The sequence below is a fragment of the Streptacidiphilus sp. PAMC 29251 genome (genome assembly GCF_054208735.2).
Genome location: NZ_CM135725.2, coordinates 8235401 through 8250227, shown reverse-complemented (window position 1 = coordinate 8250227; position 14827 = coordinate 8235401). Strand labels below are relative to the sequence as shown.

The window sequence follows — 14827 nt, the reverse complement described above, 5'->3', positions numbered from 1 at the left end:
GTCTTCGCGGCAGATCATGGCTTTCCCCTACTCGCGGCACAGGCCTATTCCCTAGCCGCCACCATGGCCGGGGACAAGGCCGGCCGCCACCACGCTTTCGCTGCCTGGACCCTGGCAGGAGCCGGAGAGTTCACCGCCGCGCACGCAAGTCTCGTCAAGGCCGTAGCTGCAGGCGCGCCCGACCTGCTCTGCACCTGGATCCGCTGCGTCATCGAACACGAGGGGCCTGGATTCCCCACAGGAACAGCAGAGCTGCGGCAGGCTTCGGTCGAACAGATCGACATCGAACCGTTCTATCGAATCTTCCTAGCCCACTCCGCACACGCAGCCAGCGACCTCAGTGAGGCCATGCGGTACCTGGAAGAAGCGCTGGAGGCATCTCCCCACAGCAGCATGCTGCAGGTGGCCTTGGCCCGCGTGCTCCTGGCCCGTGTTGCCGCCAGCATGTCTCATGTGCCAACCCTCGACCTCAGGCGTGCGATGGACCTGTGCAGAACCGCCCGCGAGCAGAGGCTTGCGTGGGCTGGACCCAGCGAGGAGCCGCTGGTGGAGCTGCTGCACTGCCACATCATGGCCAGCGACTTTGACACGGCTCAGCGGCTCGCAACGGCGTGGCCAGCCGGCGATGCCCTCGCGCGGGAAGCAGCATGCGGGCTCGTAGCGTTTCTAGGTGTGCGGGTTGCACTCTCGCTGGGTGACACCGTGGGAGCGGAAGTGATAGCTGATTCCGCACAGGACCCACAGTACTCAGCTGCCATCAGACTCATGGTGAGCGGAGAGCCGAACCGGGCAACGAGCGTGCAGGGGTGGCAAAACGTACTGGAGAACGCCGGGGATCTCGACCTGGATATCGTCGTGTACGCGGTCTCGCGCCTGGCGGACTCAGGGACTTGGCCCATCCAGAGGTTGGAGGCTCTCCGCGCATCGGGCCTCATCACCATCGACGGGTACGAGATGCTCCAGGCGCGCAGTGAGGCCGCCCGTGGCGATCTGCATGCCGCCAAGAGGCGACTTCGCCCGCACGTGACGGCCTCGCCGCTCGGCGCCGAGACTCTCGTCGAGGTCCTCGAGTCCGCCGGAGATCTCGAGGAAGCACTCGATGCATGTACAAGCGCTCTCCGCCGGTTTGCCAATGCGCCGCTGAGAATGAGGCAATGGCACCTGCTGACCCGATTGGGGCGCTCCGGCGAAGCTGCCGCACTCGCAGCCGAGATCCTCGGACGGCCGGAGCTTGCTGCTGGACAACGTGAGACATTGCGCCGATCCCTGATCTGGGACTCGTGGAACAACCGAGACTGGTCGGTCGTCGACGACCACTGCCGGGCATCCATCGGCGAAAATCCACACCACGTGACGACCGAGTGGGACTTCATAGCATCGGCCTACTCTCAACAGCGCTGGGGCCTGGCATGGGAGCGGATGGCAGAACTCAATCCACCCATCGTTACTGCCGAGCACGCACAACTGTGGCTCGCCCTGCACGCCTACTTCGGCTTCAGTCCACAAGATGCCAGTCTGGCTTTAGACCTGATTGACCGTTGGCCGGAGGACCAAGACCTGCTCCGACGAGTTGTGACGATCCTGTTGTCCCGTGGCAACAAGGTCAACGCATTGGGCCAGCCCATTATCCCGCCTCAAGGTCCTGAACTTGTCGAGCGCTTCCAGGCTGCCCTCGCCAGGCACACGACCCGCAATCCTGAGGCGCTCGAAGTGGTGACCGACTATGCAGCTAAATTGGATTCTCTCGCTGCTGATTTCGCAGCGCGGGCCCCTGCTGAGGCGCTGATTGAGTCTCTTCGCCGTTCAGGAAGGCTCCCGCCTGAATCTTTCACCGCAGCGGCCCGTTGATCGTGTGCCCGGGTTGTCGCTTTTGCTCTGCCTGGCGGGCTTCGCCGGGTAGGGCTGCGCGTCGACTGTCGCGTCGGTGGCGCCGGGTTCCACGGGCCCGGGGACTGCGGGTCGGCCTCCTCTCGATGCTCTGCTGGGCGGTTTGCCCAGGTCAGGTTGGGTAGGGCAGGGCCATGAGGCGGCGGAAGGCCTGGACGACCGCGTTCGCCCAGGGCCAGGTTCTGGGGATCTTGAGGGTGCGTTTGCGCTGGCCGCGCACGATCACGGCGGGCACGTGCAGGAAGCGGAAGCGCAGGGTCTTTGGGGTGGCTTTGGCCATCTCGCCCTCACAGCCGAGGAGTTGGAGCCAGTTGCGGAGGTCGCAGGCCAGCGCGGTGGCCAGCAGCCACGCCTGGTTGACCTTCATGTGGCGCGAGGGGAACCGGTTCAGGCCCGCGTCCTTGCTGTCGCGGATCTTCGCCTCGACCCGGGCGTGAGTCCTGTGGCGGGCATCGAGCCATGAGGCCTGACGGTCGGGAGTGTTGGTCGCGAACGTCTGCAGCCGCATGCCGTGTTCGAGCTCGTAGGGTGAGGCGTCCTTGACGTAGCGCGGGTGCAGCGGTTCGCGGCGCACGATCACCCGGTGCCCGGGCGGCCAGAGCGAGAGGTCGCCGAGCAGTCCGGTGATGTCGGCGACCTGCGCGTCCTCACGCGCGGCACCGTCGGCGTCGAGGGCGGCCTGCCACACCGAACGGCCCTGCTTGCGCTCCTGCTTCTCCAGTTCGTCCAGCGCCGTCACGGCCGTCATCTCACGGTCGGTGAACGCCCAGCCGGTCGAGTACTGCCAGGTGAAGGAGGGGTGGCGACGGCCACCGGCCTTCGCGATCCACGTCAGGAGCCCGTGGGAGAACCCGGCCCCGTCGATCCGGAACAAGATCTTGCGGCGGTAGGCGGCGGGCAGCTGCTCGACCGCGGCGGCGAAGCAGGCGATGTTGTCCTCGGCGCTGTTGCAGCCCGCGTCGCCGGGACGCAGCTCCTGCGCGAGCATCTCCCCGGTGTTGTCACAGAAAGCGATCATGGGGCACAGGCCGTAGACGCCCTTCTTGTACGTCCCGGCCGCGCCCTCCTTCTCCGAGGCGCAGGCCACCGGCGTGGCATCGGAGTCGATCACCGTCCAACCGGTCAGCGCCGCACCGTCCACCACGATCCACGGGAACCCCTGCGGCCGGTTCTCCAGCCAGGACCACACCTGCCGGCGCACCGTCGCCCGGGCCCGGGCGACCCGGCGCACCTGCAGCTCGCCAACCTCGTCCAGGACCCGCCACACCGTGGGCGGCGACGCCACCGCCGGGCCGCCCGCCATCACCTCGCGCTGATGCTCCAGCACCGCGATGTCGCCGATCGCCACCGCCCCCAGCACGATCGCGCAGGCCAGGTCCACCAGCACCCGCCCCCGCTCGTGCCCCGGCCGGAAACCCGGGCGCCGCATCGCCTGCGTCAGCGCCCCTGCCAGCCCCGCCCGCTCGGCCAGCACCTGCAGATGCACCCCACCCGCATGCCCGACCTGCCGCCTCCTGTCAGCCGACATGGCCAGATCGGTCAGACGTCCAGTATTCTTCCCCACGGATTCGGTGCCCCACCTCGCGACGATACGTTTCTAGATAACTCGCATCATTGCAGGTAGGGGCACCGTCTCTGCATCCAGGTGACGCTCAGTCACCACACGCCAAGGGCTCGTGAATCACCGAGGCCCGTACCACGAGGTCTGCACGCTTCAGAATCGCTCCTACACGCAGGCGCTTCTCACACGTGCGCACGGACCGATCTTGGCAGTGCCGACGCGGATGAGGGAGTTCGCAGAGGAGATCCGCGATGCACACGTGGCCCTGGACGGCGAGGTTGTGGTGGACGCGAGCGCCCTTGTCGTAGCCTGCGAGCTCCCTAAGCGGTGGAAGCAACTGCGTGCCGCGTTCACCAGTGTCGCCGTCGATGCCGCCACCAGTTACGAGTGTTTGAATTCCTGTGCCGAGGTTCGACGGGTTCCCGGCCCGATGGCCATGCTCGCATTCGGAGCCCTTCAGCAGAAGCCGCAATACCTCACCATTCCCGACACGGACAGCGCGATTCTCATGACTCGCGCCAATGCCCTGGAGAGGCAGCTCGGTGAAGTTGACTCGTTCGAGACGATCATCACGACACCGACGGAAGTCGATCATCCCTGGCTTACGGTCATCAAGCACTGCATGGAGCGGGGCGCTTCGCTGTGGTGCGACGACGTCGCCCTCCGCGGAATCGCCCGAAACGCTGGCTGCCCAACGTTCGGCACCGTCGCGCTACTTCATGCCCTCGACGAGTCAAACCTGCTCGAGGGCGATATACGCGATGACGTGCTCCAGCTTGCCCGTGCTGGGGTGGCCGACTTCATTCTGGAGCCTGAGGACCTCGTTTACTTGGCCTGTGACCACGGCGGGTACCCCGGTCCGGCCGCAGCGATGCTCCAGCAGCCAGCTCACTGGCGGATACTTCCGCAGGCAATCGAGGCGTTCTTGAGCGTGTTGGATTTGGTCGGCCCACGACCCAACGAGGCAACCGCAGCTTGGATGCACGCAGCCGGCCACGGCTTGATGGCGAACCTTGAGGGTACTCAACTCAGATTCGCGCTCAGAGCCTTCGCTTGCGCTATCGCCGAGCACCAAACGAGCAGCGATACCGAACGCGTACTACTCCTTCAGATCGCTGACGGCCTCGCAGACGCTGAGCAGGAGCGCCGCGAAGTGGTCGCTACTGCCGCGGCGAGCCTCGAAGATCCCCAACCTAGCGCCTAGCTGAATCTCCTCATTCCGAAGCACATAGCCTGCCGCCTGCCCGGGCGCACTCCTTGAAATTCGGACACCACGGTCGAAGACCGCCAAGAAGCCGCCCTTTGCCCCCTGACAACGCGGCGCCAATTCTGCCTAGCATCATTGAGAGGATGTTATTTGCGTCGACCCTCGGCCGGCCAGCTCAAATGCGGCATTTACCGGAATCAATCTTACAGGGCTCGAACCCGTGACCTATGGATTAAAAGTCCACAGCTCCGCCAATTGAGCGACAACCCCTGAGCCCGAATCCACCGGCTGATCATTTCGGGGTTGCTCTCCTGCCCGTGGACGGTCGGCCGCTGGGGGCAACAGGTTGAGGGTGTGCGGTAGCCGCCGTGCGCGGGTCGCGGCCTGTCCGAGGGGTTGTGCGGGGTCGGGAGCGGTTGGTGGCGCTGTCGCCGGTGGCCGTCGGGCCGTCGCGGTGCGGGATCTTGTGGCGGTCAGGCCGCCGGGCGCGGCGGTGGGGAGTGGACGGCCTCGAACAGGGCGGTGAAGGCGTCGCGCCAGGGCCAGTGCTCGGGCAGATGCACCGTCAATTTGGTGCGCGCGGTGCGCGCGAGCCGGGCCGGGACGTGGACCAGGTGGGCGCGCAGGGTCGCTGTGGTGGCCTTGGCGTGGAAGACCGAGGTCAGCGCACCGGCGGCCCGCAGCAGGTTGTGCGACATCGCCCACAGGGTCAGCCACGCGGCGTTGGCCTGGAAGTTCCCGGACGGCAGGTGGGCCAGAGGCCCGGACTTCCCGTCCGCGATCACCTGCTCCACCACGGCGTGCTGCCGGTGGTGCAGTTCCGCCTGCAGCACCGCGAAGGAGCTGTCGGTGAAGACGGGGTGGTAACGCCAGGCGGTGAACAACTCGCCCTGACCCTGGGCCACTTCGGCGTTCAATCGGCGGACCCGGCGCACGATCAGCCGGGCGGTGACGTGCTCGGACTTCCTTCGGCCGGTGAAGGCGGTGTAGGGGATCTCGGCGACCTCGGCGTCGGAGACCATCTCGCCGGTGTCGGGGTCGACGAAGGCGTCCGGGTAGCGGATCGCCGTCCAGGACTCCTGCGGGATGCGGGAGATCGCGCCCGCGATGGAGGGGTTCATGCCGGTGGTCAGGGAGAATCGGGCGCCGGCCCGGCGGCAGGCGGCGACCACGTCGGCGGTGTAGAACTTGCTGTCCGCGCGGACCAGGCGGATCCCGGTGCCGCCGGTCTCCTTCGCTATGGCCAGGGCCTCGCTCACGAAGCTCTCGGCTCCGCGGACGTCGGCGGCCTTGCCGCGGCGCAGGCGGACCGCGCCGATCACGGGCCGGGCGATCGGGGTGGACAGGGTGGCCAGGATCGGGTGCAGGGTGCGCTGGCCCTTGAGGCGGCCGACCTGCGCGCCCTGCTTGGCGTGGCCGTACACGCGGCGGTGGGTGGGGTCGATGTCGATGAACATCAGTGTGTCGGCGCCGGGCAGCAGTGGGGTGCTGCGGGCCAGTCGGGCCAGGAAGTCGCGGTGAACGCGGTGGAGCTGGCGGTTGTGGCCGTGGGTGAAGGAGCGCAGGAAGGTGCCCAGGGTGGAGGGCGCGCGGACCGAGGTGAAGGCGCGGTCCATCGCGCCGTGCCGCAGCCGCGCCGCGTCGTCGATGCTGTCCGCGCCCGCGCACATCGCGCTGATCAGCGACATCACTTTGGCGGCCGGGTTGGCTCCGCCGCTGTTGTCGGCGCCCTCGATGCGGAGCGCGGACGCGCGGCCAGTTGCCGCAGGCCGGCCCGCTCGGCCAGCCGGACCAGCGACAGCAGCCCGGCATCGGCGATCAGGTTCGGCTCGTCGAAGACGGCGGAAACCGCTGTGGCGGCATGGCAGGATTGCATCTCGCGGATGTTCTCTCGTTCTGGCGACTTGGTTCTGTAGGAAGTCCCATCGTCCCAGGTCAGAGGGCATCCGCGTCGTTATGTCCAGGCCTCGGACAGGTCATTCATCGGTGGATTCGGGCTGAGGTCCCATCCGGAGCCTTCAGATCTAGCGATAGCGCCAAGGCCCACATACTGGCTGTTCAGGGGCATGGTCACAACGTACTCGCCCGCGCTGGCAGCAGGCCGGTCCCGCTGGTGCCGGTAGGTCCCAGGGAGTCCATCCGTGGCTCTGGGGGCGGCCCCTGAGGCTGTATTCACCTCGGTCGTGAACAGGATGCGGTTCTGCCGGGACAACCGCTCGGAAACAACGGATACCTCCAGTTTCAGTCCGGCGGGCAGTGCAGTCACCCGCCCCACCCGTTGGGGTCAGCAGCACGGAATCGCGCTCGGCGGCTCCCTGACCGAGGCCCGCAGTCAGCGGTGGCGTCGCCGGTCCCACCTGCAGAGCACGGCTAATACCACACCGGTGGCGATTTTGCACACTCCCCGTGATCGCGAGGGTGGAGACACAAGCACCAACGGCTCCAACGGAAGGTCCCACCCCATGCACGTCCTGGTCGCCTCCAGCGGCAACGCGATGCTCGAAACCGCCCCCACCCGGACCGGTCACCGGGTCAGCCTCCTGGTGCCCACCGATACGACCGAGCAGCGCCGGGAGGACACCCCGCAGGCCGAAGGCGTCTACGGCACCCCCCGGTGGCACGAGCAGGGCGCGTTGTCCCGACTACTCCCCCATCTGCCGACGGAGGCGATCGGCCTCGCTCGGCCCGGCGGTGCCCTGTGACACGTCACCTCCTCAACGACGCCCAGGTCAAACACATCCTCGCATTGGCCACCACCTCAGCAGCGGACGCTGAGGGCTCCCTGCTGCACGGCACCTGGTACAGCACCGAGGAACTGGCGACGCTGCTCAAGGTCGATCCCTCGACGCTGCGCCGCTGGCGCACCTCCCGCCCTGTCCAGGGGCCGCCGTTCGTCCAGTTGGCCCCGCGTCACTACTCCTACAGCGCCGCCGACGTCGAAGCCTGGCTCTCCACTCGACGCGTGGACCCGCAAGGGGCGGCAGCATGACGAAGAACCCTCTCACCGATCTGGTGCCGATCGGCATCGACCTGACCTCGGACATCGAGCACCGGCCCGAACGCCGCCCCGAGACCCGCTACCGGGCTCGCGTGCGCTGGACCGACCCGCAGGAGGGGCGCAAGTCCATATCGGAGTCCATGGCCTCCGAGGACCTGGCCAAGGACTGGATCGCCCGGCTGGAGCGCGCGGCCAAACGCGGCATCGCCCCGACCGTCTTCACCTCGACCCTGGCCGAATACGGCAGCGAGAACTGGGACCTGGCCATGCGCGGCCTGGAACCCAAGACCCTGGACCCCTACCTCTGCGGCTGGCGCCTGCGCATCCTTCCCGCCATGGGCCACCTGCCGGTCAACGCCATCACCCACGGCGTCACCGACCGCGTCCTGGCCCACTGGATCGCCGAGGAGGTCGGCCGCTCCACCGTCAAGAACACCCTGGCCCCCCTGGTCCGCATCATGGAGCAGGCCGTACGCGACGGCATCATCACCTACAACCCCTGCCGGATGAAGGACTGGCAGCGCCTGTACAAGCAGGCCGAGGACGAACTCGACGACCCCCGCAGCCTGGCCCTGCCCGACTGGGAAAGCGTGGAGACGCTCGCCGACGCGCTTGTCGAGCGCTCGCACGACACCTTCGCCGGATGGGGCGACGTGGTGCGCTTCGCCGCCTGCACCGCCGCCCGCATCGGAGAAGTCTCCGGGGTACGCGTCAAGGACATCAACCTGACCGACTGGACCTGGGACCTGTGCCGCCAGACCACCCCCAGCCCCGGCGGCCTGGCTGACAAGAACACCAAGGGCAAACGCCGGCGCACCGTCCCGCTGATCGCCGAGATCCGTCCCCTGGTCCAGGCCCGCATGACCGTCCTCGGATACAACCCCGAAGCGCGACTGTTCCGCGGCCCGCGCGGCGGCCGGATCTCCACCGCCGTCCTGCGCGACGCCACCCACTGGGACGAGGTCGTCGTCAAGCTCGGCTACGAGCACCTGCGCCGCCACGACCTGCGGCACACCGGCCTGACCTGGATGGCCGACGCCGGAGTGCCCATCCACGTGCTGCAGAAGATCGCCGGACACGGCCACATCAACACCACCGAACGCTACCTGCACCCAGACCGGCGCTCCATCCACCTGGCCGGCGACGCCCTCAGCACCCACCTCGGCCAACGCCGCGCAGACGCCGCCCGCCCCTCCCCCAACCCCATCGCATCACCCCGGTCCACACCACCGACTGCGCGTCAAGGCGCAACACCACGCCTGCGCATCGTTCGCTGACCGCCCCCGCATACCCTCCAACACTCGGGAGTCACCTGTGTCTGCCAATCCGCCCGTCCTCTCCAGCACCATTCATGACTTCCTTTGCGAATACCGTGACGAAGACAACCGGGTACTCGCCTTGACCAGCACCCCTGACCGGCCGGAGACGCTGCGGCAGGTCCTCAGCTGCCCCACTCGCGAGTTCGCCGACTACGCTGCAGAACTCCTGCGCGCTGCACTTCACCGGAGGCCCTACCTGCTGGCCGAAGCCCAGGTCAACGCTCTCAGCCTCCAACTGTCTGCCACACAGGAGGCGGACCTGCATCAGGGCCTGCTGTACGCCGCACTAGGGGCCTGGCCCTGCCGGAGCGAATCCCCGGCCGTCACCCGGGAGAACGACTCCAGCGGTGCAGGGGGGTGCGGGACGGTGCACAGCGCACATGTGCAGGGTCTGCGGCTGCACGAACTGCCTGGCTCGGTGGTCCGCATGGCCCGTCTGACCGAGTATCACGTCCGTAGCCCAGCTCTCGTCCTGGCTGCCGCCGACGCGAAAGGGTGGACAGCAGTGGTGCCAGGGGAGCGTTTCGAGCACGACCCCGAAGACCTGGCTGGCGCCATCGAATACCTGGTCAACGACGGCAGCTTCATCGCGGGCACGGACCTCATCGCCGACGAGGTCATCTGCACTGCGCTCAACCAGGCGGAAGCCGATGAAGTGGCTTCCTGGAGCCGTATCCCCGTCATCGCCGACTTTGGCAGCGGCTGGCAGCATGAGTCGGTCCCTCCGCTCGATGTCGCCTGCTGCGGGAACTCTCTTCCAGACTTCGCACGCCTCTTCCCTATCCCCTCGCGACCCGAAGACCTCGCCGCAACCGCCTGGCGGCTAACGCCCCGCACTGCCGCCGTGCTGTACGCAGGACTCCAGCGGCTCTCCGACGAAGCGCTGGACGACGCAGAGTTCCTCGGTGACACCGCCATCACGAAGGAGGACGTGGTCTCTGGGCAGATATTCGCCAGGCTGCCCGAAGACACCTGGAAGAACACGAAGCAGTGGCGTATCGACTTCGCCCGATGCCTCGACAAGCTCGCCGAGGAACTCGCCGATGGGACAGTGCCTGACTCCGCCGACACCTCAGACGAAGCATGGGCGCTACTGCTGACCTTGCACGACGCACCGGCTTCACTGCATCAGCTAGAGGGCCTTGAGCACTTCGAACGTCTCCCCCGACACCGGTGCGACCACACCTGGCACGACGGCTACGCGTACGGGGATCGCGACTGACTGGCGCGCGAATCCCCATCGGACGGGTCTCCGCTGCGAGCAGTCAACGGCCGTAGGGCTTCCTGGGCTGCTTCGCCAGCGCGAGGTCTCAACTGCCCGGATAGAGCAGGTCATGCGCTCCGGCCTGCTGGTGGCGGATCGAGCTCCGCCACCTGGGGCGGCGGGAGTGGTGCGGGGTTATGCCGAACAAGGGGCAGTCGGGCGAATCGGCGGCGGACGAACCTGTCCACCTTCATCAGCCGCGACCAGCGGGCCCAGTACGGGCCGTTACGCAGCTCGGCGTAGCGGACTACCGCCTCGGGGGTCGCGGTGCGCACCCACAGCGGGCGTCCGACGATGATTCGCTGTGCTTCGGCCAGTTCTCCGTCCTGGGAGGTCCAATTCCAACGGCTGGGCGTGAGGATTACGTCGGTGTAGACCTCTGCCATGAGTTCGCAGTCTTCGGCGTGGCCGACGGTGAAGCCACGGGTCTCAGGTCTCCCGGCCTGGGTGGCGCGGCTGGTGCCGTGCTCAAGGGCGATCTTCAATGCCTCGACAGAGCGGGACTCGCTGTCGTCCCACTGGGAGGTGTTCCTCTGGCCATGGCTGTTCAGGAGCTCCTCAATGGCGTACCAGGCGGAGGAGAACCAGCCGTCGACGAAATGGTCGAGCTTTCCGTACCCGCGGACGTTGTCCATGCTCCCGAATAGGCACAGGTCCACTCGCTGCCCAGTGTCACTGTGGGTCTTCAGGTGGACAAGCGCGCCCTTGTTGTGCGCGTAGCTCCCATGAAACTCCGCGAAGTTTACCCGCCCAACAGCCTTCACGAAGGCGGCTGGCGGCGGCCTGTCGAGGACCTTCAGTGCGTCGGCCCCGATCTTCTTCTCGATCCGACGAGTCTCTTCGAGTAGATCGCGGGTCCGGCGGTCTGAGTTGCCGACAACAGCCTGGGCTATGCCTGGGACCGACACCGACACCTGGCGCTTCAGTCGCGCCTCCAGTTCGACGCCGTTGTCCTCGGCGAACTGCCGCACGGCGCGCTCGGACCAGTAGAGAAACCGCCCGAGAGAGTTGCTTGTGCCCAAGGTGCTCTGCCTTCCGAGAAGAACTGCAACCGCTCCGCTCATCGTCGCGGTGCCGACGCCCATGGCCCGGGCCGACACGTCGCGTCAGTCATCACACCAGTCAAGCACCAGTGGAAACCAGGCACATCCACAATCACGCCGTAGACGGGCGGTCGAGCGCGGTCCTGAACTGCTCGGACAGGGCCCCAGATGCGGACGGTCCGGCGAAGGCGGCCAGGCCCAGCCGACCTGTGGTCAGGAACACCCGTGCGCCCAGCCCCGGCAGCAGCTCGGCGGCCTGCTCCAGCGACCCGGCCGGGTGCCAGCGGTCACCGTCGACCGGGGTCCAGTCAGGCCGGCGCAGTGCCAGCAGCGGCACCCCGGCCGCCGCCGCGGCCTGCGCCGCGTTGGCGCTGATCCGGGCCGCGAACGGGTGGGTGGCGTCGACCAGGGCCGCGATCCGCTGCTCCCGCAGCCAGGACGCAAGCCCTTCCGCCCCGTCGAAGCCGCCGACCCGCAGCTCGGCGGCGGCGGGCCGCAGCGGTTCGGCCACCCGTCCGGCCAGCGCGACGGTCACCAGCATGCCCGGCTCCCCGGCCAGTTCGCCGGCCAGCTGCCGGGCCTCGGCGGTCCCGCCGAGCAGCAGCACCCGCAGCGGGCCCGCGGCCGTCAACGCCCGGAGCCGGTCAGGTACCGGGGCAGCCAGCGCAGCTGGGCGACCTACTGCTGTTCGCCGCCGCTCTCATGGCCGTTGAAGTCGTAGACCTTGATGCCGCGGTCCTGGTGGCCGTAGGCGTTGAAGGCGGCGAAGACGGCGGAGTCAGCCCCGTGACGGCCCGGCCTCGGGCACCCTGCCTGGAAACCTCGTGCCACTGCTGGGAGGTCAGGGCAGTAGTAGATGGCGCACCACCGAGCACCGCTTCCGCCCCTACCGCCGCAGGCTGTGGCGCTGCCAGAACAGAAGCGGTAAAACCGTCGCGCGTGCCAGTAGTTCCCCGTAGGCTTCGTTCCATGGCACAGCGGCAATTGAATTGCATCTTCTGTGGCGTTTCTTCTGCCGAAGTGGAGATGACGAAAGAAGACGTCATCTCCAAGTGGCTTGACGATGTTCTTACCGAAGAAGTCGTTGGCGCCAGTATTACAGCTGAGCGTACGGTCGTAGGACCCGGCGCGGCGGAGATTTTCAGCCGGTCGCGAGCTTACAAGCTGTCGCTAATAAAGATCGCTGCCGTATGCAGGCCGTGCAACAACATATGGATGGGCGCCTACGACGGAAAAGTGAAGCATTGGCTGGCGCCCATGATTCTGGGCAACAGTGCCTCTCTGAGCACCGAGCAACAAATGGTCATTGCCACTTGGGCGACGCTCAAGGTGATGGTTTTGGAGTTTCAGACGCGACATCGCGTGTTCACTCAGGCGCAGCGTGAGTTCCTAATGCGCCAGGCAGGACCACCGACGAGTGTTCAGGTGCGCGTCGCGGCGATGGAATCCACTGGAATGCCCGTGCAGGTTCGGCATCGGCTGTACGCCCGCGAGGACAGAGTTGCGAATCCGCAGCAGGAGGATCTTTCTATATGCGCGACTCTTGTCTTCGGCTGCTTCGTCGTTCAGGTCTTCGGCGGATCGTTCACCGGGGATTCGGTACTGCGGAGGATGCCCGCCAACGGGCCGGGCTACCTGCAGATTTGGCCTCCTCATTTGGGTAGCGTATTTTGGCCGCCCCGCGTGGTATTGAAGGACTCCGATATCGACGCCTTCGGTAATCCGCTCGGCGCATGACCCTCTCGGGCAGCTTTTCGCGGCTCGATGGCCGTAGGTTCCCGGCTCGGCTCCAGGCACGACGCTTGCACCAGATTTCGGGGACTTTGCTCGCGCTCTCTTCAACGGGGCTCTGGCAGACCGGGAAGGGCGAGTGGAATCGGTGTCAGCACGTCGGAGTCGTCGGTTCGAAGTTCTGGCTTGTAGAGGCGGAAGCATTGCTCCCCGATCGGGACCAGAGACAGAGCCTCGCCGGAAGCTGTGCCCGAGTCCAAGGCCTGGAGGACTGCTTCTCGGTTCTGCGCGCTGACCTGGGTGTGGAACATACTGATCTGGCCAAGGGGCAGGCTGTGGCCGGCGAATTCGAGTTCGTAGGCGCTGTGGACTACCCGCAGGCCCTGGGGGCCGGGTGCGAGCATGCCGCGGAGCCCTGGGCCGTCGGTGCCGTTGAGGGTCATCGTAATGATCCGCACCGAGGGATCGATGACGCACGCTCCCTCGATGAGCAGGCGTGCGATCCGCAGGTCGATCCGTTCCTGGGCGGTGGTGCGGGATGGGACGGGAAAGTACTGCCCGCAGTAGTCCTGGAGCCGTGCCAGGTCCTTGACCATCTCGTGAAGGCGAGCAACCAGCTCGGCTTCGTCTGTCGGCCTCGGCGGATAGGTGCGTGCGCCGAGGAACCGGTCCCCGTCGAAGTGGATCTCGAAGCGGCCCGGGGTGTGGAGGTGCCCATCGAGACCGAAGGCCAGCAGTGCCGCAGTGGTATCGGCGCCGGCGATGTCGGTGGAGACCTCGAGGTCCACCGGTGCGGTGTCGTTGGAGGGCAGCATGACCTGTACGACGACCAGGCCGAACAGGCGCAGGACCAGTGAGCGCCCCTGGGGCCCGGCACCGTGGTGCTCGACCACCGCCTGGTAGGAGACCCGGCGGTCCCCGCCCTCGTCGAAGAAGACCAGCTCGCCCTTGATGTCCACAGGCTCGCAGCGCACCGGTACCCAGGACACCTCCACGTGCTGGTCCGTGCGCGCGAGCCAGGCCGGCCCCTCGATGCTGAGGCTCTCTACCACCTCCGGGGGCAGGGTGAGGGGTTCGGGGAGCCCGTAGCCGATGGACCTGATGAAGGCCGTCCGCAGATGCGTGTCGTCAGGGCGCCAATGCCCATCGAGGCGGATGGTGATCGGGCTGACCTCGTAAGCGCGGGGGTGCTTGGGATACACGGTGCTGACGAGTTCGCCGTCATACCAGGTGAAGCCCGGCGCCCAGTGGGGGTCCAGCTGCTCACCCATCTGCCCCAGGGCCTGGATACGCTCAGGCAGGTGCTGGGGATCCAGGAGGAATGCCTTCTCCTGGTTGTAGTCCCGCGCAGCTTGGCGCAGCTCCTTGCGCGTGAAGTAGGCAGCCAGGTCAGGATGCGCGGCAAGGCGACTGTCCAGGGCCGCAACGCCCAGAACGCTGATCTTCACTGACCGGCCGGCACCCAGATCCCGGACGAACGCGTCCTCGGAAGCGGTGAGGTTGCAGGGCACCACCAGCGTCCACTCATAGGGGTCGTGCTCCATCGCCCGCTTGAACGAATTCTCGACCGAGCGCCGGCGGCCCCGTGCCGAGGTAGGGAAACCGTCGGGGTAGTACTTCAATTGGAAGATGCGCAGGCGGCCGCCCTGGACGACGTCGATGTCGATTCCGCCGTCACCCCCGCGTCCGTCCAAGGCCCGTACGGTGGCCGTGGCGTCGTACATCCGGTGGACCAAAGCCTCCACCACGCGGTTGAACCGAGGCTGCTTGATACGCGCCCACTTGATCGCCACACCACACCCCACGTCGTCATCACA

At 67.0% G+C, this 14827-nt stretch carries 13 protein-coding genes, 1 tRNA gene and 1 pseudogene; 7 read left to right on the top strand and 8 right to left on the bottom strand.

Annotated elements, in window-relative coordinates; translation table 11 throughout:
- Positions 1 to 63: 63 nt before the first annotated feature.
- Positions 64 to 1848 (top strand): hypothetical protein, encoded by a 1785-nt coding sequence (locus ACXKR8_RS39065; RefSeq protein ID WP_458269250.1) that lies wholly within the window; start codon positions 64 to 66, stop codon positions 1846 to 1848.
- A gap of 151 nt (positions 1849 to 1999) precedes the next feature.
- Here the strand turns inward: ACXKR8_RS39065 and ACXKR8_RS39060 are convergent, their stop codons facing one another.
- Positions 2000 to 3415 (bottom strand): IS1380 family transposase, encoded by a 1416-nt coding sequence (locus ACXKR8_RS39060; RefSeq protein WP_458267506.1) that lies wholly within the window; start codon positions 3413 to 3415, stop codon positions 2000 to 2002.
- Positions 3416 to 3653: 238 nt separating this feature from the next.
- Between ACXKR8_RS39060 and ACXKR8_RS39055 the strand changes: the two genes are divergently transcribed.
- Complete coding sequence (locus ACXKR8_RS39055) at positions 3654 to 4652, top strand: hypothetical protein (protein WP_458269249.1); 999 nt, start codon at positions 3654 to 3656, stop codon at positions 4650 to 4652.
- A 207-nt stretch (positions 4653 to 4859) separates the two neighbouring features.
- Here the strand turns inward: ACXKR8_RS39055 and ACXKR8_RS39050 are convergent.
- From ACXKR8_RS39050 to ACXKR8_RS39040, 3 genes are all read right to left on the bottom strand, one after another.
- Positions 4860 to 4917, bottom strand: a tRNA-Lys gene (locus ACXKR8_RS39050).
- 211 nt (positions 4918 to 5128) lie between these two features.
- Positions 5129 to 6343, bottom strand: a complete 1215-nt coding sequence (locus ACXKR8_RS39045) for an IS1380 family transposase (protein WP_462100019.1) — start codon at positions 6341 to 6343, stop codon at positions 5129 to 5131.
- Positions 6343 to 6531, bottom strand: a complete 189-nt coding sequence (locus ACXKR8_RS39040) for a hypothetical protein (protein ID WP_462100018.1) — start codon at positions 6529 to 6531, stop codon at positions 6343 to 6345. Before ACXKR8_RS39040 ends, ACXKR8_RS39045 begins: the two co-directional genes overlap by 1 nt.
- A gap of 586 nt (positions 6532 to 7117) precedes the next feature.
- On the opposite strand from ACXKR8_RS39040, the gene ACXKR8_RS39035 reads away from it, so the two are divergent.
- The 4 genes from ACXKR8_RS39035 to ACXKR8_RS39020 are packed head-to-tail and all read left to right on the top strand — an operon-like array spanning position 7118 to position 10194.
- Entirely contained in the window at positions 7118 to 7357 is a 240-nt protein-coding gene (locus ACXKR8_RS39035) for a hypothetical protein (RefSeq protein ID WP_458269248.1), read from the top strand.
- A complete protein-coding gene (locus ACXKR8_RS39030) occupies positions 7354 to 7644 on the top strand; it encodes a helix-turn-helix transcriptional regulator (protein WP_458269247.1) in 291 nt (96 codons plus the stop codon). Before ACXKR8_RS39035 ends, ACXKR8_RS39030 begins: the two co-directional genes overlap by 4 nt.
- Complete coding sequence (locus ACXKR8_RS39025; protein ID WP_458269246.1) at positions 7641 to 8930, top strand: site-specific integrase; 1290 nt, start codon at positions 7641 to 7643, stop codon at positions 8928 to 8930. The genes ACXKR8_RS39030 and ACXKR8_RS39025 overlap by 4 nt, the downstream gene beginning before the upstream one ends.
- A 37-nt stretch (positions 8931 to 8967) precedes the next feature.
- Entirely contained in the window at positions 8968 to 10194 is a 1227-nt protein-coding gene (locus tag ACXKR8_RS39020) for a hypothetical protein (protein ID WP_458269245.1), read from the top strand.
- 110 nt (positions 10195 to 10304) lie between these two features.
- Here the strand turns inward: ACXKR8_RS39020 and ACXKR8_RS39015 are convergent, their stop codons facing one another.
- From ACXKR8_RS39015 to ACXKR8_RS39005, 3 genes and pseudogenes are all read right to left on the bottom strand, one after another.
- Positions 10305 to 11321 carry a hypothetical protein gene (locus ACXKR8_RS39015; RefSeq protein WP_458269244.1) on the bottom strand — a complete coding sequence of 339 codons (1017 nt, stop codon included), beginning with the start codon at positions 11319 to 11321 and terminating at the stop codon, positions 10305 to 10307.
- A gap of 139 nt (positions 11322 to 11460) precedes the next feature.
- A pseudogene (locus ACXKR8_RS39010) lies at positions 11461 to 11892 on the bottom strand (precorrin-6A/cobalt-precorrin-6A reductase); the annotation flags it as partial.
- Positions 11893 to 11957: 65 nt separating this feature from the next.
- On the bottom strand, positions 11958 to 12110 hold the full coding sequence (locus tag ACXKR8_RS39005) for a hypothetical protein (RefSeq protein ID WP_458269243.1): 153 nt from the start codon (positions 12108 to 12110) through the stop codon (positions 11958 to 11960).
- A gap of 138 nt (positions 12111 to 12248) precedes the next feature.
- Here ACXKR8_RS39005 and ACXKR8_RS39000 point away from each other — a divergent pair, with 138 nt between their 5' ends.
- Entirely contained in the window at positions 12249 to 13016 is a 768-nt protein-coding gene (locus ACXKR8_RS39000) for a hypothetical protein (RefSeq protein WP_458269242.1), read from the top strand.
- A 101-nt stretch (positions 13017 to 13117) separates the two neighbouring features.
- Here the strand turns inward: ACXKR8_RS39000 and ACXKR8_RS38995 are convergent, their stop codons facing one another.
- A complete protein-coding gene (locus tag ACXKR8_RS38995; RefSeq protein ID WP_458269241.1) occupies positions 13118 to 14803 on the bottom strand; it encodes a hypothetical protein in 1686 nt (561 codons plus the stop codon).
- Positions 14804 to 14827: the final 24 nt, after the last annotated feature.